This is a genomic window from Brevibacterium sp. CCUG 69071, from assembly GCF_021023135.1.
Lineage (GTDB): Bacteria > Actinomycetota > Actinomycetes > Actinomycetales > Brevibacteriaceae > Brevibacterium.
In genome coordinates this window covers 43172-63408 of the sequence record NZ_PGFV01000006.1, presented here as the reverse complement: position 1 = coordinate 63408, position 20237 = coordinate 43172, and the positions used below count along the sequence as shown (strand labels likewise).

Sequence of the window (20237 nt, the reverse complement as noted above, 5' to 3'; positions counted from 1 at the left end):
TTCGCATCGGGTCACACGGGGACGCATTCTCTTCCGCGCGAGACTGTCGCAGGCAGCTCACCCGCTCAGGCAACGCGAAGCTCGAATAAGTCGTCGCCAGTGACGACTTATTCGAGCTTCGCGTTGACCGACGCCGATGAGTCCGAGCGGAGACGACCTTTTCGGATTTCGCGTTGACCGAGGGGCCGGGCGCCTGCGGACGCGCAGAAGCCCCGCTCCCGAGTGTCTCGGGTGCGGGGCTTCTGCTTCGCGCGGAGGATAGGGGATTCGAACCCCTGAGGGCGTTAACCCAACCCGCGTTCCAGGCGAGCGCCATAGGCCACTAGGCGAATCCTCCGCGAATCAGCTTATCCGAGTCATGACGACAATGCGAAATCGCAGTGGCCGAGTGTGAATCATCACACGATTGCGAGGTGAATGAGTCAGGCCCGCTTACGGCCACGCGGTCCCGAGCACAGCGCCTCGAGCACTGCGCCCGGCCGCAGGCGGCTCAGTCTCCGACGGCGTGGAGGTGGCGCCGGGGGCCCGCCTCGGCGCGTTTGCGTTCGATGCTGCCGTCGTTGATCCAGCCGTGCAGGGTCTCCAGCCGCGAACGGCTGAGCGAGTCGACCGGCTGGTAGACCGAGAGCGTCAGCCGCTGGTTCTCCTGGGCGATCAGCGTCGTCATCGTCAGCTTGAGCGTGCCGACATACGGGTGCTCGATGGTCTTCACCCGCCCCACCGAACGACCGACAGTCCCGGAGTCCCAGAGGCGGCAGAACTCCGGATGCGCCCGCAGCCGTCTCAGCAGCGGCGACCATTCCGGATCGTCGATCGACTCCGCATAGGAGGCACGCAGCTTCGCCACGACTTGCGCCCGATGGCCGTCGTCGGAATGGAACGTCCGCGCCCATTCCGGACTCTCGAAGGACTGGATCGCACAGTTGCGGTCGGCCGGAGCGAGCTCCTCGAGGTCGGAGGCGAGTTACCGTTCGACGGAATTGAAGGCGAGGATCGTGTACCTCGGGTCGGTGACCATCGCCGGCAGCGGCAGCAGCTCGTCGAGCAGGGTGCGCATCTGCTCGCCGACCGCCGAGTCCCCCGGGTTCGCCACCCGGTCCGGGTACCCGCCGAGCAGGAAGAGATGGGCACGCTCCTCACGGTCGAGCAGGAGCGCCTCGGCGATGGATTCGAGCACCGATTCGGAAGGGTGGACCTCCCGGCCCTGCTCGAGCCAGGTGTACCAGCTGGTGCCGATGTTCGCGAGCACGGCGACCTCCTCGCGCCGCAGTCCGGGCACCCGACGGCGGGTGCCCTTGGCCAGGCCCACATCGCAGGGGCGGACACGGTTGCGCCGCGAGCGCAGGAATCGTCCGAGCTCTTCGGTTCTCACTTGTGCCATGCTTCCATTGTCCGCCCGATCCGCCTGGCTCATCCAGGTGGTGCGACCAACACCATCCGCACGCCCTCCCACAACCGCATCCCGGCCCCGAGACTGGAGTCATGAGAAATTCCCCCACGCAGTCAGTCCTGCCCACCGACGCCGAGGCGATGGCCGGCTCCGTACCGGCCCCGACCCTGTGGCCGCTGCACCTCGGCGCGTTCCTCGCAACGTTCATGTTCTCCGTGTCGAATGTGGCCATCCCGGCCCTCAAGTCCGACCTCGGTGCCGATGATTCGACCTCGGCGCTCGTCGTCGGGCTCTTCTCCGCGGCCTTCGCGGCCGGGCTGATCGTCTGCGGGCGCATCGGCGACCGCTTCGGACGCCGCCGCCTGTTCACGATCGGCACCGGCGCGCTCGTCCTCGTCTCCCTCGGCGTCGGCCTCGCCCCCGATTCGCTCACCCTGCTCATCGCCCGGACCGCGCAGGGCCTGGCCGCGGCGGTGATGATGCCGCAGATCCTCGCGAGCTTCCAACATGCGCTGACCGGTTCCGCCCGACTCAAGGCGCTCAGCCTCTTCGGCGCCTTCTCCGGCGTCGGCACCGTCGGCGGGCAGGTCCTCGGCGGCGGGCTGATCTCAGCCTTCGGCGACACCTGGGGCTGGCGTGCGGCCTTCCTGTCCTGCGGCCTCGTGGCGCTGGCCGCATTCCTCGGCTCGCTGCGCCTCACCGAGTCCCGCTCCGCTCACCCCGGTCCGCTCGATCTGCCGGGTGCGATCATGCTCGGCATCGGCATGGTCGCCCTCGTCATCGGTCTCGCCCTCGGCCCCGTCACCGGGTGGCTGCCGCTGCCGGGCCTCCTCCTGGCCGTGTCAGTGCTCGGGCTGGCGGCGTTCGCGATCTGGCAGAACCGCGCCGAGGCGGCCGGTCGTGACCCTCTCATCCCGCCGCAGGTGGTCCGTGTTCCCGCCGCCTGGATCGGGATGCTCATGGCGTTGGTGTTCTTCGCCGGCTTCGGCACCTTCCTGTTCAACTTCTCGCTGACCTCGCAGACCGGCCATGGGGATCCGGCCTGGGTCTCCGGGATCGCCCTCGGTCTCTTCGCCGCGGCCTTCCTCTTCGTCTCCCTCCTCGTCCCCCGAGTCGTCGGCAGGCTGGGCGGCCCGGGCACGATGCTGCTCGGCACGACGATGCAGGTGCTCAGCCTCATCGGAGTCGCCTGGGTCTCGGCGAGTGCCCCGGAGTCGAGCTGGAACCTGTGGCTGCAGATTCCGGCGCTCAGCCTCGGCACCGGTCAGGCCCTGCAGTTCGGTCCGCTCGTGGGCACGGTCGTCGGGGCGGTCCCCGACCGTGTCGCGGGCCTGAGCGGTGGGCTGATCTCGACGATGCAGCAGGCCGGGATCGCGGTCGGGGTGGCCCTCCTCGGCGCTCTCTTCCACGTGTTCATCCTCGACGTCGGCTACGACGACGCCTTCGCCCTCGCCTGCCTGGTCCAGGTGGTCCTCAGCCTGGCCTTCGGGGCCGGTGCGCTGGCTCTGCTGCGCCTGAGCAGGCGGGCGCGAACGCGGGAGAGAGACCTCGTTTTGGCTGGCAGGGATGCTCTCGACTAGACTGGTCGCTGGCTCCCCGTGCGGCGTCATCTTGTGAACTCCCCCAGGGCCGGAAGGCAGCAAGGGTAAGCGAGCTCTGGCGGGTGCACGGGGAGTCCTCATTCCCCCAAGGTCACAATTCCACAACTCCCCTTTGTCGCTGTCAGCCCAGGTCAGCCTTGACTTTCGACGTCCCGAACGCCGAATTTCGCGGCTGCGAGGCCATTTCGTTAATACTTTCGTGATTTGGCTTCATTAGCATGGTCTGCAGCTCTCATCCCTGTGTTCGAACGAGGTTCCCTGTTGTCCAAGAAGATCCAAGGGGCGCTCGCCGCTCTGTCGGTGCTCGCCCTGCTGACGGCCTGCACTCCCTCGAGCTCCGACCCCGACTCCACTCGCAATGATGCGAAGAAGTCCGCCGAAGCGTCTCCCGAGCCGACCTTCCACGTCGGTGCGGTCTCCGAGGCGGAGGCGAAGGCCGCATCTGCGGACTCAGACGACGAGACCTCGGACGCAAGCGAATCGGCGGCCCCCACGGACTCAGCTTCCCCCACCGCGAGCGATTCCGCCCAGGGCGGCCAAGCCGTCGAATCGGGCTCGGACATCGAACTCGAACCGGGCAAGCGCATCTCGCTGACCGTCGCCGACGCGAAATTCACCGACATCTCCATCACCGATTCCGAACACCCGCGCATCTCGGCCGACCCCGGGGTCTTCTTCGACTCCACCGGCGCCGAACTCGATGCCGAGGATGAGGACGCCAAGGCCGGATCCGGCTCCCTCGGCTCGACCGATGACGAGACCGAAGACTCCGCCGAACCGAGCGAATCCTCTGAGCCGAGCGAATCCGCCGATTCGGACGAGACACCGAAATCCGACGAGACAGCAAAATCGGACGAGAAGAAGAAGTCCGCCGTCGCGGCGCCCGATGATGCGACCGCGTGGATCTCCGACTACGACCTCGTCGCCGACAGCACCTACGAGGTCGCGGCGACGGCGACGACCGAGGACGGCCAGGAGCACGAGTTCACCACCACCGTGAACGTCGGAGCGAGCGATTCCTCGCCGATGGCCGTGCGCACCGTCCTCTCCGACGACCAGACCGTCGGGGTCGCCGCCCCGATCATCCTCACCTTCGGATCGACCGTGTCCAAGGAGTACCGCGACGACGTCGAACACCGCCTCTCGGTCAAGGTCACCGACAAGGACGGCAAGAAGCGCAAGGTCAAGGGGTCCTGGGCCTGGCTGCCCGACGACCCGGAGTCACGTCTGCACTTCCGCCCCAAGGACTACTGGCCCGCACATTCGAAGGTCTCCGTCGACGCCCCGCTGAAGAACGTCCCCACCGGTGAGTCGAGCGTCGGCCAGAACGACCTCTCCCTCGACTTCGAGATCGGACGGGAACAGGTCGTCGAGGCGAGCGCGAAGACCCACCGGATGACCGTGACCCGCGACGGCAAGGAGATCATGGACTTCCCCGCCTCCCTGGGCGCCCAGAAGTCGCCGTCCTACAACGGCATCCATGTGGTCATGGCCAAGGCCGCCGACTACACGATGACCTCCCAGCAGTGGGACTACGAGACCGATGTGAAATGGGCGGTGCGCATCCACAACAACGGCGAGTTCGTCCATGCCGCCCCGTGGTCGGCAGGATCGCAGGGTTCGGCCAACGTCTCCCACGGCTGCATCAACCTCAGCACCGAACGTGCCAAGGAGTACTACGATTCGGCGATCTACGGCGACCCCGTCGAGATCACCGGCTCCGATGTCAGCCTCTCCACCGAGGCCAGCGACATCTCCGACTGGGTCTACGACTGGGACGACTGGAAGAAGCTGAGCGCACTCGACTGATGCGCTCCGAGGGTGAGGCCGGGGCCGCCTCGGCGAAGGACTTCCAGATCGAGTTCAGCACTCGGTTCGGCACGATGTGGTCGATGTCTGGCGCCTCGGTTCTCGAAGGTCGGATCGCCGGCTACCTCCTCGTCGACGAATCCGAGGGGGTGCGGGCCGCGGAGCTGACCGAGGCGCTGGGCATCAGCGCAGGCACCGTGTCGAGTGCGACCAGGCGACTGGTCGGTGCCGGCTTCGTGCGCCGGATCAGGAGACCGGGATCCCGGGCCGATCACTTCATCATGGACTCCGATGTGTGGGCCGGCTTCCTCGCCCGCGAGGTGCCCTACCTCCGTGCCCAACGGGATCTGGCCGCCTCGGCGCTGAATGCAGTCCACCCGGGCACGGATGCCCATGCCCGGGTGGTCAATATGCACGATTACATGTCCTGGCTCGTCGACGATCTCGACCTGGCCGGATCCTGGGCCCGGCGCAGGGCCGAACTCGAATCGGCCCGTGGCCGAGACCGCTGAACTCTACTTGTCGAGCTTCTTCACTGCCTCGTCGATCATCGGCACGTAGCGCTCGAGCGTCCAGGGGACGGTGAGCGGGTTGATGATCGACGAGCCGGTGACGAAGGGCTGGTCATCAGGGGCGACGACCGCTCCGGCCTTGATCGCGGGGATGTTCGCGTAGACGCTCTGTCCCTCGATCTCCTTCCGGCTCTTCTCATCGGAGTAGAAGGTGAAGATGAGGTCGGAGTCGTTGAGCTTGTCCGCGTTCTCCAGACCGATGAGAGCCGAATCCGTGCCCGGTTCGTCGTAGTCCTTCTTCAGTTCGTCGATGACCGGGTCGGGAGTCAGCCCGAGTGCCGAGACCATCGAGACGCGCTGTTCGCTGGGGTAGAACACGCCGAGGGTGCCCGGTCCGGAGTTGTAGATGAAGGAGAAGGTCAGGCCTTCGTACTCATTGCGCTTGGCATCGGAGAGCTGGGTCTTGATGTCCTCGACGAGCCCTTCGGACTCCTCTTCCTCACCGAGGGCCTTGCCGATCGTGGTGATCTGCTCGTCCCATTCGATCGTCCACGGCTGTTCGGGGTAGGCCACGGTCGGGGCGATGTCGGTGAGCTGATCGTACTGCTCCTGGGTGATGCCCGACCACGGGGCGAGGATGACATCGGGATCGAGTTCGGCGATCGCCTCGACGTCGAGTTCCGTGTCGCCCTGGAACTGCTCGGGCAGCTCTTCGCCCTTCTCCTCGATGGCCTCGTGGATCCACGGCATGTAGCCGGAGTCATCGCTTCCCCAGGCGTATTCCTCCATGCCGACCGGGGTCTTGCCCAGGGCGATGGCGGTCTCGGTCGATCCCTGACCGAGGGTGACGACGCGTTCGGGTTCGGTCTTGATCTCCGCCTTGCCCAAGGCGTGCTCGATCGTCACCGGCTCGAAATCACCCGCAGCCTGAGCCTCGGTGTCCTTCGAATCCTGGCTGCAGGCACCTGCGGTGAGCGCGAACGCGATGACCGTTCCCGCGCCGGCGAATCGACGCAAGAGTTGAGCTGACATTTCTGCCCCTTCGACAAGTGGGATTCCATGGGATCCCTCGTGTTTTACAAAGGCCAGCCTAACTTAAAGTTTCAAAAAGTTTGAAACCTGTGTGAGAAGAGTCTCCGAACCCGTGTCGATCGGCTCGGAGTCTGCGTCCATCTGCTCACAGCAGAAACCCTCGCAGCCGCGCCCGTCTGCCCCTAGGCTCGCAGCATGGACGCACATCGTGAGGACCATCGGACTCCCCCGCTGCTCTGGCGTGAGGCGCTGGGCCGGGTGCTGCGTCTGCGCCGCACCGGCCTCGCTCTGACGCTGGCCGCCGTCTCCCGACGCTCCGGGGTCTCGACCCAGTATCTCTCCGAGGTCGAACGCGGTCTCAAGGACCCCTCCTCCGAGGTCATCGAGGCGATCGCCGTGGTCCTCGGGCTCGAACTCCCGCAGGTCCTCGTGCTCGCTGCGAGCGATCTCGGTCAGGGATCCCTGCAGCTCAGCGCTCTGGGCTCTCCGGGCAGGGCGACAGCTGCACCCGCCGCTCCCCTGCGCGGACGGGCGCAGCTGTCTCTGGCGGCCTGATCAGCCGTTGCCCGGATCGGGCCGATTGGCCCGCAGCACCTCGAGCCTGGCCCGGTAGTCGGCCTCCTCGATGTCCCCCTGGGCGAAGCGCTCGGCCAAGGTCGCCTCGGCGCTCCTGACGCCTTGGTTGCGCGAATCCGCCCACGGCGGTCCCCCGGCATTGCGCCAGCGGCGACGGTTGAGGGTGATGATGAGCGTGACGACCAGGCCGATGACGACGACCCAGAAGATCGGGATGAGGACGAAGAACGGCCAGAGACCGGGTCCGTGTTCCATATGCATGATGCCTCCTTGTCAGGTGTCCACGGGTGTCGTGGACCTGGCATCCATCCTTCGCTCTCGGCCGCCTCGGCGAATCCCCCGCCGGGAGTCACTGCGGCTGCTCCCCGGGGATGACGCCCTCAGGTCTCGCCCAACCAGCCGGGTGAGACGAGCCCGGATTCGTAGGCGAGGACGACGAGGTGGACGCGGTCGCGGGCGGCGACCTTCGTCATGATCCGCGAGACGTGGGTCTTCGCCGTCAGCGGTGAGAGAACGAGTCGGGCCGCGATCTCGTCGTTGGACAGGCCTTGGCCGACGAGGGCGAGGACCTCACGCTCCCGCTCGGTGAGGGCCTCGAGTCCGTGCTCAGGTCCGGTTCGCAGGCCCAGTGACATGCGTGTCAGCAGGTACTTCGTGACCTCGGGTGAAAGCAGCGCCTCGCCTGCGGCGACGACGCGGACGGCACGGATGAGATCGACCGGCTCGGTGTCCTTGAGCAGGAACCCGCTGGCCCCTGCCCGCACGGCCCTCACGATGTAGTCGTCGAGGCCGAAGGTCGTCACCAGCACCACCCGCACTCCGTCCAGCCGCGGGTTCGCGGCGATCTCCTCGGTCGCCCACAGACCGTCCCCGGCGGGCATCCTGATGTCCATGAGGACCACATCGACCGGGGTCGCCCGCACCTTCTCAACCAGCTCCTCACCGCCGGAGGCCTGGACTGTCACGGAGATGTCGTCCTCGGAGTCGAGCAGCGAGGCGAAGCCCGCCCGCACCAGCTGGTGATCGTCGGCGATTGCCACGGTGATCGCGGTCATCGGTCGTCCTCTACTGTGCGGCCGGGCTCGGCCGTCGTCCACGGCAGGTCGGCGGCCACCTCGGTGCCGGATGCGGCTGCGGTTCCGGTCTCCGACGCCGAGGTGATTGTGACGGTGCCGTGGAGCAGCTTGGCTCGCTCCCGCATCCCGATGATCCCAGTCCCCTCCTGCGCCTCGCCGAGCCCGGTGCCGTCGTCGTGGACGCGGATGTGCAGGCGCGTCTCGGTGCGGGCGATCTCGACGTGGGCGGCCTCGGCGCGAGCATGCCGGACGACGTTGGTCAGGGCCTCCTGAACGATCCGGTAGGCGGCGGCACCGACGGCCTCACCCGGACGCTGACGAGTGCCGTCGGCCGCCAGCGGTCGCCGGTCGTCGAGGTCGATGGCCGGTCCCCCGGTCATGCTCGCAATCAGCGCGGGCAGGTCGTCGAGGCCGCGCACCGGGGCCAAGGGGGCATCCTCGCTGCCCTCTGCGCCGGTCATGTCCGAGCGCATCGTATGCAGGAGCGCCCGGACCTCGTTCAGCCCGGTGCTGCTCAGCCGTCTGATCGCCGCGAGTGCGGCCCGAGCCTGCTCGGGGTCTCGGTCGATGAGGTGTTCACCGACCCCGGCCTGCACGTTGATCTGCGACAGCGAGTGGCCGAGGACGTCGTGGAGGTCGCGGGCGATGCGCAGGCGTTCGTCTTGGACCACCTCGGCGTGGCGGGCGGCGGTGGCCGCGGCCTCCCGCCGTCTGGTCTCGCGTCGCCTGCGGACGAAGGCTCCGATTCCCACCGCGATGGCCAGGCCGATGCTCGCCGAGGCGACCCGACCGGCCGACCAGTCGACGCCGAACAGCGGACCGATCAGCAGGGCACCGAGCCACACCCCGGCGGCCGAAGCGATCGCCGGCGCGGTCTGCCCGCCGAGCATGGCCGCGACGATCGCGAACAGGTAGGCCGCATAGAACGGGGTCATCTCCGGTCCGGCGAATCCCTGTGACCAGGGCGGCCCGGTTCCGCTCCCGTGGCCGGCGACGAAGCCGAAGTCGCCCGGAGAATCGACGGCCGAGGACAGTGCCGCCCAGACGAGGATGTCGAGCAGCGTGAGACCCGCGAGCACCGCGACACGGAAGCCGGGGCGGCGGGCCAGGATCAGGAAGACCAGCGGTGAGGCCAGGGCCACGCCGATGCGGACGGCGCCGGCGACGATTCCGGCATCCGAGCCGGCGGCGAGCACGATTGCGAACGGCAGCTGCAGCAGCAGGGCGATCGCGGACAGGCCCAGGGTTCGGCTCATTCTCCGATCGTAGTCACCCGCCCGGGTCTGCGTCGTCATCCCCGGGGAGTATCGCGCTGCCCTCTGCGCGGAGTACGCGTGGTTCCCTGCTCCGGGCGAGGCCTCAGAGGATCTGGTCGATCAGCCCGAACTCCTTGGCCGCCTCGGCGTCGAGGACGAGGTCCCGATCGAGATCTGCATGGATCTGCTCGAGGCTGCGACCGGTGCCGCGGGCGAGCATGGCTTCGACCTCACGGCGCTGCCGGGACATCTCATCGGCGGCGAGGATGAGATCAGGAATGGTTCCCCGCGCCCCTTCGGCGTAGGGCTGGCGCAGCACCGCACGGGCATGTTCGAGCATCGAACGCTGCCCGGGCTGACCGGCGGCCAGGAGCACCGCGGCATCGGCAGCGGCCTGACCCACACAGGTCGTGGCCACGGTCGCGCGGATGTGGCGCATTGCGTCATAGATCGCGGTCATCGCCGTCAGCGAGCCGCCCGGAGAGTTGATGTAGAGGTGGATCGGCAGCTCGTGATTGTTCGCCTCGAGGTGGAGCAGCTGGGCGATGATCGTGTTCGCCACCCCGTCGTCGATGCCCACACCGAGGTAGATGATGCGGTTGCCGAGCAGATGAGAGTACACGTCGACGATCTTCTCGCTGCTGCCCGAGCGGTCGACGACGTTCGGGATCGTGTACTGGCTCATCGGCGTGCTCCGATCATTCCGTGGAGTTCGGCCGGATCGTCGAGGATCCGGTCGATGAGTCCGTACTCGAGGGCCGCGGTCGCGGAGAACCATCTGTCGCGGAGGGAATCGGCGAAGATCGTGTCATAGTCCTGCCCCGTCGCCGCGGAGAGACGGTGAAGCACCGAGTCCCTGACTTCCCGGAGGTCGCTGCCTTGGAGTTCGATATCGGCGGCGGCCCCGCCGATTCCGCTCGAGCCCTGGTGGAGGAGGATGCGGGCGTTCGGGAGTGCGAGGCGCTTGCCCGGGGTGCCCAGGGACAGGACGAACTGCCCCGCCGAGGCGGCCCACCCGAACGCGATCGTGACGACGTCGTTCGGCAAGGTCGCGATCGTATCGGCGATCGCGTGCATCATCGGCACGGATCCGCCCGGCGAGTTGATCCACAGATGGATGTCGGCCTGCGGGTCCTCGGCGGAGAGGAGGACGAGTCGGGAGATGATCTCCATGCCGTTCTCATCGCGCGGCTCCCCGGTGAAGACCACGGTGCGGTAGGCGTAGAGCATCCGCTGGGATTCGGGGATCGGGCTGGTGTCGGGATCGTCCTCGGAGTCGGAGAGGGTCGGCAGGAATGGCGCAAGATGTGTGTACATGCCCTCACTGTGGCCTTGTGCGCCGGTCAGCGGAACACGAATCCGCTCACGGCGGTGCCATGCCGCTGTGAGCGGATGGATCCCGGATTCTGTGGCACCGGCGGCTCTTGACTGCCCGCCCCGGGACCGGCCTAAGATCGGCGGCATGAGCACTCAGCGAAAACGTGCCGTACGCCTCATCGATGCCCACGGCCGCACATTTGCCGCTGACGCCGCAATCACGCTGCGCGACAAACCGGCCCCACTGTGGCAGCTGCTCGTCCTCAGCCTCCTGCTGTCCAAGCCGATCGGCTCCGATATCGCCCTCACCACTGCGCGCGAGCTGCACTCGAAGGGCTGGAGGACACCTCAGCGGCTGCGGGCGAGCACGTGGCAGCAGCGCGTCGATGCGCTCGGCCGCGGCGGCTATCGCCGATATGACGAGAGCACCTCCACCCGATTGGCAGAGGCCGCCGAACTGCTCATCGAGCGGTGGCACGGAGACCTGCGGCGGCTGCGTGATGAGGCGGAGGGACGGCCCCGCCGGATCGCCGCACTGCTCCGGGAGTTCACCGGAGTCGGTCCGACCGGGGCGAACATCTTCCTGCGTGAGGTCCAGCAGGTCTGGCCCACGGTGCGACCGGCGTTCGACCCGCTGGTCCGCAAGGGAGCGCAGACTGCCGGATTGCCGGAGGGCGACGAGGAGCTGGCCGACCTGGTCGCAGGCGAGGACCTGGCGCGGCTGGCGGCGGCACTCGTGCGACTCGCCCGGGACCCCGATCTCCTCAAGGCCGCCGAGGACTGAGCTCTCCGCGCAGGTGCGCATGCTAGCATCGGCCACGGAGAGGAGGACGAGACCATGCTGATGAATCTGCTGATGACGCTGCAGTTCCTGCTTGCCGTGCTCGTCTCCGACGTCGATTCGGCTCTCCCGCAGTCCCCCACCCACATGCTCGTGCTCGTCCTCTTGGGCGCGGCATTGCTGGCCCCGATCGCCTCATGGGCATCGACGGCCCTGGTCAGGGTGCTTTCTCTGGCCACCCGGGTGCCCACCCTTCCGAATGAGCGGACCGCGGTCCGTGACTTCCGCATGCCCGAGGAACCGGGAACACCCGGCACCGCTCGGCCCAGAGCTCCTTCACTCGTCGTTCGCGCCAGCGCCTGAACGACCGTGTGACTGCCTGAGGGCTCTCACTCCCACTGCACCCCCACCTCGGCGAGGTTGTGCTTCTGTGCGTCGTTCCGGCGATGGCTGCCACCGGCCCATCACCGCACCTCAGCGAAGGACGCACCGCCATGAACATCTACGAATTCCCGCCCATCGAACTGCTCGTCGACGCCGCCTACTGGATCGTCACCGGACTCAGCTCCCTGCTCGAACCCCTCGCCGGAGCCCAGAGCGCGGCCCTGGCCGTCGTGGTCCTCACCCTCGTCGTCAGATGCCTGCTCATCCCCGTCGGACTCTCCCAGGTCAAGGCCGGAATGACCCGCCGGCGGCTGGCCCCGAAGATCACGGCCATCCAGACCAAGTACAAGAAGCAGCCCGAGCTCATGCAGCAGAAGGTCATGGAACTGTACAAGGAGGAGAAGGCCTCTCCGATGGCCGGCTGTCTGCCCGTGCTCGCGCAGATGCCCGTGCTCATGGCCGTCTACGGGCTCTTCATCCATACGTTCGTCAACGGGCATGCCAACGAACTCCTCGGACACACGCTCTTCGGTCTCCCGCTGGGTTCGAGCTTCTTTACGCTCATGGGCGCCGGTGACCTCAGCGGGGTCTCGATCACCGTCTACCTCGTGCTCGTCGTCCTCATCGCCGTGGTCGCCGGATTCTCCCGGCACCTCCTGACCCCGGCGATGCCGGAGCCGGCGAGCACGCAGTCGCCGGCGGTCTCGAGTGCTGATCGCCCGGCGATGCCCGATCTCTCGGGCGTGACGAAGGTGCTGAGCTTCATGCCGTTCATCACCGCGATCATCGCCCTGTTCGTGCCGCTGGCCGCGGGCCTGTACCTACTGACAACGAGCACCTGGACGCTCGGCGAACGGCTGGTGCTCAACCGCCTCCTCGGCGCGAACGAGCCGGTGAAGAGCTGAGCGGAGCCTCGTCCGTCTCGATCACTGCGAAATCGGAAAAAGTCGTCACTGGCGACGACTTCTTCGACCGCCGCATTGCGCGACGACCAGATGCACACCCGGACCGGGTGCACGCGCGGACCGGGTGCACGCGCCGATCAGATGCACGCCCCGACCGGATGCACGCGAAGAGCCCGGGGCGGAGGAACGCATCCTCCGCCCCGGGCTCTGCTCGGCTCACGCCGGTTCGCTGTGCTCGGTGCGGCCGTGCCGATCCCGCAGGATCAGACGGCGACCATGGCCGATCCGGTGCCTGGGGCCACGCGCAGCGCTCCATCGATGACCGAAGCGCGGACGGTTCCGCCCTCGCTCACGGCCTCGGTGACCAGCAGGTCGGCGATCCGATCGTCGAGTTCACGCTGGATCGCCCGACGCAGCGGACGGGCACCGAACTCGGGCTCGTAGCCCTGATCGGCCAACCAGTCGAGGGCCTCGTCGGAGACCTCGAGCGCGATCTCCCGCGCGGCCAGGCGCTTGCGCGAGGCCTCGAGCTGGAGGCCGACGATGGTCCGCAGCTGCTCCCGGTCGAGGCGGGAGAACATCACCGTATCGTCGATGCGGTTGAGGAACTCGGGCCGCATGAACTCCTTGAGCCGGCCCATCACCTTCGCCTTGAGGTCCTTCTCCGCGTCGACCTGGGCACCGGAGTTGAAGCCCAGCGGGTTGCCGGACATGAACTCCGAACCGAGGTTCGAGGTCATGATGATGACCGTGTTGCGGAAGTCGACCGTGCGTCCCTGACCGTCGGTGAGCCGACCGTCGTCGAGGACCTGCAGCAGCAGGTTGAACGCATCCGGGTGGGCCTTCTCGACCTCGTCGAGGAGGATCACCGAGTACGGGCGCCTGCGCACCTGCTCGGTCAGCTGACCGGCTTCGTCGTAGCCGACGTAGCCGGGAGGGGCGCCGACGAGGCGGGAGACCGTGTGCCGCTCCCCGAACTCGCTCATGTCGAATCGGATCATCGCCGATTCGTCGTCGAAGAGCGTCGCGGCCAGGGCCTTGGCCAGTTCGGTCTTGCCCACGCCCGTGGGTCCGAGGAACAGGAAGCTGCCGATCGGGCGGTTGGGATCGCCCATCCCCGTCTGGCTGCGGCGGATCGCCTTGGACACTGCGGTCACGGCGTCGTTCTGTCCGATCACCCGTTCGTGGAGGACCCCTTCGAGTCCGGCCAGTCGCGTCTTCTGACTCTGCGTCATCCGCGCCGCCGGGATTCCGGTGGCCCGGGAGACGACCTGGGCGATCTGCTGTTCGTCGATGACGGCATCGGCGGAGTTCGCCGAGGTGGTCTCCGGGTTCTCTGCGGCCGTGATCCGGGTGCCGAGCTCGGTGAGTTCGTCCCGGAGCCGTCCGGCGCGTTCGTAGTCCTCGATCTCGATCGCTGACTTCTTCTCCGCTTCAAGCTCGCTCAGCTTCGCCTTGAGCGCTTCCACGTCGACCGCCGGTCCGCGCTGCAGCGACATCCGGGCACCGGCCTGGTCGATGAGATCGATGGCCTTGTCCGGGAGGAACCGGTCGGTGATGTAGCGGTGGGAGAGTTCGACGGCGGCGCGGATCGCCGCATCGGTGTAGGTCACCTCGTGGAATTCGGCGTAGCGGTCCTTAAGACCCTCGAGGATCGCCACGGCGTCCTCGACGTTCGGCTCATCGACCGTGACCGGCTGGAAACGGCGTTCGAGCGCCGAGTCCTTCTCGATCGTCCGGTACTCCTTGAGCGTGGTGGCTCCGACGAGATGCAGATCGCCGCGCGCCAGCCTCGGTTTGAGGATGTTCCCGGCATCCATCGAGTTCGATTCGCCGTTGCCGCCGGCACCGACGAGGGTGTGCAGCTCGTCGACGAAGACGATGAGCTCACCGTCTTCGGCGATCTCGTCGAGTGCCCCGGTCAGGCGCTCTTCGAAGTCACCGCGGTAGCGGGTGCCGGCGAGCATGCCGGGCATATCGAGTGCGATCACGCGCTTGCCGTGCAGCTGCTTGGGCACCTCGCCTGAGTGGATGGCCTGGGCGAGTCCCTCGGCGATGGCGGTCTTGCCGACTCCGGCCTCACCGAGGAGGACGGGGTTGTTCTTGGTCCGCCGAGCGAGGATCTCGACGGTCTGCTCGATCTCCTGCGAGCGGCCGATGACCGGGTCGAGGCGACCGTCTGCGGCCAGCGCCGTGAGGTCGGTGCCGAACCTCTCGAGCATCGTCTCCTCTTCGCCCTCGGCCTCTGCGCCGGGATGACCGGCGCCCGCCTCGGCGGCTTCGGCTCCGGCCTGCAGGGCGGCCTGGGTAACCCCGGCCTGGGCGAGGATGCGTCCGGCCGGCATCTCCTGGTTGAGCACGAACGCGAAGAACATGTGCTCGGGGTCGATGTAGGTCGAGCCGAAGGCGCGCGCCACCTGGTAGGCGTCGAGGAGCGCTCGCTGAGCCGAGCCGGTCAGCGACGGTGACGATTCGGCAACGCTGTCGGCCGTGGCCGGCAGGCGTCCCTCGATGGCACGGGCGATGGCTTCGGGATCGGCTCCGGCCTGACGCACCGCGGAGACTCCGGGTTCGGAGTCGACCATGGTGCGCAGGATGTGGAGCGCATCGACCTCGGCCTGACCGTGGCGGCCGGCGAATTCCGCTGCCGCTTCGATGACCTCATGGCTGCGCTTGCTCAGCAGCCGGTTGATGTCGACGGTGCGAGACCGACGGGCTCCGTTCTGACCCTGCAGGTAGCGGGCGAGGAACTCGTCGAACGAGTCGCCGCCGGAACCGGCGGGTCCGAAGAATGTGGCCAACGTGACCTCCTGTTGGAAAGTTGAGCGTATACGACTCAATCAACGACCGCGGTGGTGGTCTTATTCCCGCGCCGGTCAAGCCGTGTAATCAAGATCACGGGCCATATTTGCATGAAGTGCACTTCTGCACTTGATGCAAAATTGCAATAGATGCATAATTTTCTGGTGAGTTCCGAACCAGAAGTGTCGCTGCGCGAGCGCAAGACCCGAGAGCGTCGTGCGGCCATTCACACCGCTGCCGTCGATCTGGTCGTCGATCACGGTCTCGACAATGTGACCGTCGCGCACATCGCGGAGGCTGCGGAGGTCTCGACGCGCACGTTCTTCAACTATTTCCCGACCAAGGAAATGGCCATTCTCGGCTTCACGGAGTCCGCGGACCTCGCCACCGAGGTGCAGCAGTTCGTCGAGGACTTCGAACCCGTTCGTGAGCGTCTCGCCGAAGACCTCGCCTACACGATCCGCGCCACCTTCGAGTTCCTCGTGCCGCGCTCGACGAACAGGCGGAAGGTGCGCACGATCCTGTCCCGGTATCCGCATCTGAGCATGCTGAGTCTGGAGACGAGGCGGTCCTACTCCGACCAGATCCTGGCCGGGGTGCGCCGGCGCATCGAGCGTCACGGCGTCGACTTCGCGGACGAGGAGTCCGCAGCCAGCGCCACGCGCATGCTGGCTCAGCTGTGCTCCATTCCGATCGAGCACACCCTGAGATCGGCGAAGTCCGATCCCGCACAGAACTTGGCCGAGGACCAGGTGGACGAGGCGTTCACCTCCTCGACAGAGCTTTTCCTGACCGTCATAGAAAGGTTGAAATGAGTCACACCGCGACTGAGCCCACCGCTCCTTCGGAGCAGGGCGCCACACAGGAGGCCGAGGTCAAGACCTCGTCCGTGATCCTGCTGTTCATCGGCCTGATGCTGGCGATGTTCATGTTCTCGCTCAACCAGACCATGCTGGCAACGGCACTGCCGACCATCGTCGGCGACCTCAACGGCGTCGATCAGATGCTGTGGGTCTCGACGGCATTCATGCTGGCATCGACCATCATGATGCCGATCTACGGCAAGCTGGGCGATTCGTTCAATCGCAAGAAGATCTTCATCTTCGCGATCTGCATGTTCATCCTGGGCTCCGTGGTCGGATTCGCCGCGCACAGCATGGCTGTCCTCATCACGGCCCGCGTCATCCAGGGACTCGGCGGCGGCGGCCTCATCATCCTCGCCCAGTCCCTCATCGCCGCCGTCGTACCCGCCCGCCAGCGCGGCAAGTACATGGGAATCATGGGCGCCAACTTCGCCGTCACCTCGGTGGCCGGACCGCTGATCGGCGGCTGGATCACGGAGGGACCCGGCTGGCGCTGGACCTTTGCGCTCAACTGGCCCTTCGGAGTGCTGGCGCTGATCGCCGCCATGCTCTTCCTCAAGGTCCCCAAGTCCGACCGCTCGGTCAAGCGGCACGTCGACTACGCAGGCATGATCCTCATCGCGGAGTTCACCACCGCCCTCATCCTCACCACTTCATGGGGCGGACACCAGTACGACTGGAACGATCCCATCATCATCGGACTCATCGGCATCGCCGTGCTCAGCGCCGTCGTGTTCGTCTTCGTCGAGCGGGCAGTTCCCGAGCCGATCATTCCGATGTTCGTGTTCACCGACAGGAACTTCATCATGTGCACGATCGCGGGCATGTGCATCGCGGTCGGCATGTTCGGGGTGCTCTCCTACATGCCCACGTTCCTCCAGATGGCACACGGCATCGAGGCGACGAAGGCCGGGCTGCTCATGGTGCCCATGATGGCAGTCATGCTGCCGACCTCGATTGCCGTCGGCTTCATCGTCTCGAAGACGGGTCGCTACAAGTACTACCCCGTCATCGGCAGCGCGATCGTCGGCGTCGCCCTCTTCCTGATGGGAACATTCGTCTCGGCCGACCAGAACGTGCTCGTCGTGATCGGCTGCCTGTGCGTGCTGGGCCTCGGCCTGGGACTGTCGATGCAGATGCTCGTTCTCATCGTGCAGAACTCGTTCCCGGTGGCGATGGTCGGCACGGCCACGGCATCGAACAACTTCTTCCGTCAGATCGGCGGCACGCTCGGCATGTCGCTCATCGGCGCGCTCTTCACCTCGCGGCTCTCGGCCAACCTCGAGGACGGGATCAAGTCGCTGGGCCCGCAGGGTGGCGCCGCGCTCAAGGGCGCCGGATCGAATTCGCTCACCCCTGAGGTGGTCACCTCGCTGCCGGATCCGATCCACTCGATCATCATCAACGCCTACAGCGATGCCCTCGTCCCGATCTTCCTCTGGGTCAGCCCTCTGGGGATCATCGCCGCCCTTACCCTCCTGTTCGTTCGGGAGAAGGCACTGGCCACCAAGGTCGACGGCCCGGAGGCCCAACCTCCGCGTGAGGTCGTTGCGACCGACAGCATCGCCGTCGTCGAGCAGCCAGGCTCGCTGACACCGGCCGGCTCGTCATCGGTCAATGATGAGATCGAGTTCGAGACCGCGACGCGAGCGGCGGCCGGAGGGAACTCGCGCGAGCGCGCGCACTCACCCAAGCACTGAGGCCTCAGCCCTTCGAGGGCCAGCCGTTGGGTGTGCAGCCCTGCAGGCCCTTCGTCTGCTGCTGCATGAGCGGGGCGGTCTTGCCTCGGCCGGGGCACGATTCATGCCCGTGGCCGAGCGCATGGCCGACCTCGTGGTTGATGAGGTAGTGGCGGTACTGGGTGATGTCATCGAATTCCTCGGTCGCCGAGACCCAGCGTTTGGCGTTGAGGATGACGTTGTTGCCGTTGCGGCAGGAGAGCTTGCCCAGGGTACGCAGCGGCAGGCACATCTCGTCGACGGTGTCGGGGCTGGCGATGGAGATCATCGCGTCCTGGCCGTCGTCGACCATCTCGATCGCGACGTCGTCCATGTCCTGCCAGCCGCGTTCGTCCTGGAGCGTGCCGATGATGAACGCGGCCGCTTCGTCGACATCGATGGGCAGGTTGTCCTCGACGCGCAGGGCGACCTTGAAGGTCGTGCCCTCGTCCCGGTTCGGGCCGGTCTCCTCGGCCGGACGGTCCCATTTCCCGCTGCCGTGCATGTCGATGTCACCCTCACTCACTCCAGCGGCGCCGGCGGCCTCGACTCCCTCGGAGTCGGCATCGTCACTCGGTTCGGGCGACCGGCTGGGCTGTCCGGACTCACTCGGTGCCGCGGATCCGGTGCTCGGCGCGCCGACGGTCTCGGCGGCATGCGGGGTCGGGCGGGTCTCCTGTTCAGACTCTGGAGCGCAGGCGCTCAGGCCGATGAGCAGGGAGACTGCGGTGAGCGTGGTGAGCAGGCGGGCGCGGGGCTGGGGATGAGTCGGCACACTCGCAAGTGTAGTCTCAGAACTCCACTGTCCCGCCGGGTCCGCGCAGTCGTGCGTGCAGTCGGTTCTCCGGCCCGGTCACCACGTCCGCGTCCCCGGCTCCCAGCTCCCCGAGCACACCGCGCAGGGCCTCGGGGTTCGGGGTCTCGATGCTGAACTCGAGCAGCTCGAGGGCGGGCAGGGCCGCCTCGGCGGGGTGGGTGGACTCTCCCCAGTCGATGAGGAACGGCTGCACGCCGGACAACGGCAGCGGCGATTTCGACGTCAGCCGCCACTCGAGCAGCTCCCCCTCGGCGGTCTCCCGGGACATGTCCCGCACCTCGCCGAAATCGATGCCTGCGGTGTTCGCGGCCGCGATCTTCGCGAGGAACGCCGGCGGATGGATCGCCCAGGTCTGCAGGGTCAGCCCGGCCGACAGGTGGGCGTCGAGCGGCAGGGTGCCGTCGGCGGGTGCTGCCTGCTCAGGGTCGGGCCCCAGGATCTCGAGGTACGTGTGCGCCCCGGCCGGCCACCCCCTCGAGGTGAGACCGAGCAGGAAGTTCGCGGTCCCCCGGCCGGGATGCCGACCGCCGGGAACGGCGCGCACTCCGGTGGCGGCTTCGATCTCGGCGACGCCGGCGTCGAGTTCGGGCACCGTGACGATGAGATGGTCGAGTTCGGCGGGAATCGGTTTCAGAGCGTCCATGATCCACCTGGACCTTTCAGAGTGGTGTGCAGACGGTCGGTCTCGCCTGCCTCAACCTCGAGGTTAGCGCCCAAGGATCGCAGAACACTGCGAGTCCCGTCAACGTCCGGACTGCTCGCCCACAGTCGTTCGAGGCCGATGCGCGGCATCTCCCGGCTCGCGGGATGCGGGGAATCGAGCCAGTCGATGAGGAAGGGCTGGATCCCGCCGAGTGCCAGCGGGGTCCGCCGGGTCAGCCGCCATTCGAGCACCTCCCCGTCCGGAGTCCTCCGGGCCATGTCATGGACCTCGCCGAGGTCGACGTCCGTTGTCGTCGCCGCTGCGGCGACGAGTCCGTCGAAGTCCTCAGGCCGGACCGCCCAGCGTTGCACCGTGGGTTCGACGATGCCGGCCAGACGCCCGGCGGCGAGCGCGGGATCCTGGTCCGGGTCCGGGCCGAGGATCTCCAGATAGCTGTGCCCGTCGATCCCGAGCAGAGCGTTCGCCGTGCCCAGGCCCGGGTGTGATCCCCCGGGAACGGCCCGGACACCCAAACGAGATTCGAATTGCTCAACACCCTCGACGAGATTGGGCACGGCGATGACGAGATGGTCGAAGTCGGAGGCGCGCAACATAGTGCAATATTAACCCGAGCGAATTGACCGCCGATACGCCGATGCGTTTAACTCATAGCCATGCAGAACACGACCATGCCCCGACCATGTCGACGCATTGCGCGTCGCAGCGGGAATAGCCCGACCGGCTCCAATTGTTGA

20 protein-coding genes, 1 tRNA gene, 1 other RNA gene and 1 pseudogene are annotated in these 20237 nt (G+C 67.0%); 10 read left to right on the top strand and 13 right to left on the bottom strand.

The features are described 5' to 3' along the window. Positions 1–252: 252 nt before the first annotated feature. From CV023_RS15505 to CV023_RS15495, 3 genes and pseudogenes are all read right to left on the bottom strand, one after another. Positions 253–337: transfer RNA gene (locus tag CV023_RS15505), tRNA-Ser, on the bottom strand. Positions 338–490: 153 nt separating this feature from the next. Further along, a pseudogene (locus CV023_RS15500) lies at positions 491–952 on the bottom strand (MmyB family transcriptional regulator); the annotation flags it as partial. Between the two features lie 12 nt (positions 953–964). Then, the gene (locus CV023_RS15495; RefSeq protein WP_230747404.1) at positions 965–1381 is read right to left on the bottom strand and encodes a helix-turn-helix domain-containing protein; all 417 of its coding nucleotides are present in this window, start codon (positions 1379–1381) and stop codon (positions 965–967) included. Between the two features lie 101 nt (positions 1382–1482). Here CV023_RS15495 and CV023_RS15490 point away from each other — a divergent pair, with 101 nt between their 5' ends. The 4 genes from CV023_RS15490 to CV023_RS15475 all read left to right on the top strand — a co-directional run bounded on the left by CV023_RS15490 (position 1483) and on the right by CV023_RS15475 (position 5312). Continuing rightward, positions 1483–2970, top strand: a complete 1488-nt coding sequence (locus tag CV023_RS15490) for an MFS transporter (RefSeq protein ID WP_230747402.1) — start codon at positions 1483–1485, stop codon at positions 2968–2970. Positions 2971–2977: 7 nt separating this feature from the next. After that, positions 2978–3073, top strand: an RNA gene (gene ffs / locus CV023_RS15485) — signal recognition particle sRNA small type. Positions 3074–3252: 179 nt separating this feature from the next. Then, positions 3253–4800: a L,D-transpeptidase gene (locus CV023_RS15480; protein ID WP_230747400.1), complete on the top strand. Its 1548-nt coding sequence runs from the start codon at positions 3253–3255 to the stop codon at positions 4798–4800. Continuing rightward, the gene (locus tag CV023_RS15475; protein WP_230747394.1) at positions 4800–5312 is read left to right on the top strand and encodes a GbsR/MarR family transcriptional regulator; all 513 of its coding nucleotides are present in this window, start codon (positions 4800–4802) and stop codon (positions 5310–5312) included. Before CV023_RS15480 ends, CV023_RS15475 begins: the two co-directional genes overlap by 1 nt. Positions 5313–5315: 3 nt before the next feature. On the opposite strand, the gene CV023_RS15470 is transcribed toward CV023_RS15475, so the two are convergent. Next, on the bottom strand, positions 5316–6344 hold the full coding sequence (locus CV023_RS15470; RefSeq protein WP_230747387.1) for an iron-siderophore ABC transporter substrate-binding protein: 1029 nt from the start codon (positions 6342–6344) through the stop codon (positions 5316–5318). Between the two features lie 195 nt (positions 6345–6539). On the opposite strand from CV023_RS15470, the gene CV023_RS15465 reads away from it, so the two are divergent. After that, a complete protein-coding gene (locus tag CV023_RS15465; RefSeq protein ID WP_230747385.1) occupies positions 6540–6899 on the top strand; it encodes a helix-turn-helix domain-containing protein in 360 nt (119 codons plus the stop codon). Here CV023_RS15465 and CV023_RS15460 read toward each other — a convergent pair whose 3' ends face one another. From CV023_RS15460 to CV023_RS15440, 5 genes are all read right to left on the bottom strand, one after another. Continuing rightward, positions 6900–7181 carry an SHOCT domain-containing protein gene (locus CV023_RS15460; RefSeq protein WP_230747383.1) on the bottom strand — a complete coding sequence of 94 codons (282 nt, stop codon included), beginning with the start codon at positions 7179–7181 and terminating at the stop codon, positions 6900–6902. 119 nt (positions 7182–7300) lie between these two features. Further along, on the bottom strand, positions 7301–7975 hold the full coding sequence (locus CV023_RS15455; protein WP_230747381.1) for a response regulator: 675 nt from the start codon (positions 7973–7975) through the stop codon (positions 7301–7303). Further along, a complete protein-coding gene (locus CV023_RS15450; protein WP_230747379.1) occupies positions 7972–9252 on the bottom strand; it encodes a sensor histidine kinase in 1281 nt (426 codons plus the stop codon). The genes CV023_RS15455 and CV023_RS15450 overlap by 4 nt, the downstream gene beginning before the upstream one ends. Before the next feature lie 103 nt (positions 9253–9355). Then, positions 9356–9937 (bottom strand): ClpP family protease, encoded by a 582-nt coding sequence (locus CV023_RS15445; RefSeq protein WP_230747377.1) that lies wholly within the window; start codon positions 9935–9937, stop codon positions 9356–9358. Beyond that, a complete protein-coding gene (locus CV023_RS15440; RefSeq protein WP_230747373.1) occupies positions 9934–10569 on the bottom strand; it encodes a ClpP family protease in 636 nt (211 codons plus the stop codon). The genes CV023_RS15445 and CV023_RS15440 overlap by 4 nt, the downstream gene beginning before the upstream one ends. A gap of 145 nt (positions 10570–10714) precedes the next feature. Here CV023_RS15440 and CV023_RS15435 point away from each other — a divergent pair, with 145 nt between their 5' ends. The 3 genes from CV023_RS15435 to CV023_RS15425 all read left to right on the top strand — a co-directional run bounded on the left by CV023_RS15435 (position 10715) and on the right by CV023_RS15425 (position 12639). Continuing rightward, positions 10715–11353: an endonuclease gene (locus CV023_RS15435; protein WP_230747371.1), complete on the top strand. Its 639-nt coding sequence runs from the start codon at positions 10715–10717 to the stop codon at positions 11351–11353. Between the two features lie 54 nt (positions 11354–11407). Then, on the top strand, positions 11408–11713 hold the full coding sequence (locus CV023_RS15430) for a hypothetical protein (RefSeq protein WP_230747369.1): 306 nt from the start codon (positions 11408–11410) through the stop codon (positions 11711–11713). Between the two features lie 131 nt (positions 11714–11844). Continuing rightward, positions 11845–12639, top strand: a complete 795-nt coding sequence (locus CV023_RS15425; RefSeq protein WP_230747367.1) for a YidC/Oxa1 family membrane protein insertase — start codon at positions 11845–11847, stop codon at positions 12637–12639. A gap of 263 nt (positions 12640–12902) precedes the next feature. Here CV023_RS15425 and CV023_RS15420 read toward each other — a convergent pair whose 3' ends face one another. Beyond that, positions 12903–15440: an ATP-dependent Clp protease ATP-binding subunit gene (locus tag CV023_RS15420; RefSeq protein WP_230747365.1), complete on the bottom strand. Its 2538-nt coding sequence runs from the start codon at positions 15438–15440 to the stop codon at positions 12903–12905. 165 nt (positions 15441–15605) lie between these two features. Here CV023_RS15420 and CV023_RS15415 point away from each other — a divergent pair, with 165 nt between their 5' ends. Both CV023_RS15415 and CV023_RS15410 read left to right on the top strand, forming a co-directional pair. Beyond that, positions 15606–16256 (top strand): TetR/AcrR family transcriptional regulator, encoded by a 651-nt coding sequence (locus CV023_RS15415; RefSeq protein WP_230747363.1) that lies wholly within the window; start codon positions 15606–15608, stop codon positions 16254–16256. Beyond that, positions 16253–18004: a DHA2 family efflux MFS transporter permease subunit gene (locus CV023_RS15410; RefSeq protein ID WP_230747361.1), complete on the top strand. Its 1752-nt coding sequence runs from the start codon at positions 16253–16255 to the stop codon at positions 18002–18004. The genes CV023_RS15415 and CV023_RS15410 overlap by 4 nt, the downstream gene beginning before the upstream one ends. Before the next feature lie 4 nt (positions 18005–18008). Here CV023_RS15410 and CV023_RS15405 read toward each other — a convergent pair whose 3' ends face one another. From CV023_RS15405 to CV023_RS15395, 3 genes are read right to left on the bottom strand one after another with little or no spacing between them, the layout of a single operon-like run. Beyond that, positions 18009–18797 (bottom strand): DUF3152 domain-containing protein, encoded by a 789-nt coding sequence (locus CV023_RS15405; protein WP_230747358.1) that lies wholly within the window; start codon positions 18795–18797, stop codon positions 18009–18011. 16 nt (positions 18798–18813) lie between these two features. Next, the gene (locus CV023_RS15400) at positions 18814–19482 is read right to left on the bottom strand and encodes a VOC family protein (protein ID WP_230747356.1); all 669 of its coding nucleotides are present in this window, start codon (positions 19480–19482) and stop codon (positions 18814–18816) included. Further along, positions 19470–20096 carry a VOC family protein gene (locus CV023_RS15395; protein ID WP_230747354.1) on the bottom strand — a complete coding sequence of 209 codons (627 nt, stop codon included), beginning with the start codon at positions 20094–20096 and terminating at the stop codon, positions 19470–19472. Before CV023_RS15395 ends, CV023_RS15400 begins: the two co-directional genes overlap by 13 nt. Positions 20097–20237 lie beyond the last annotated feature (141 nt).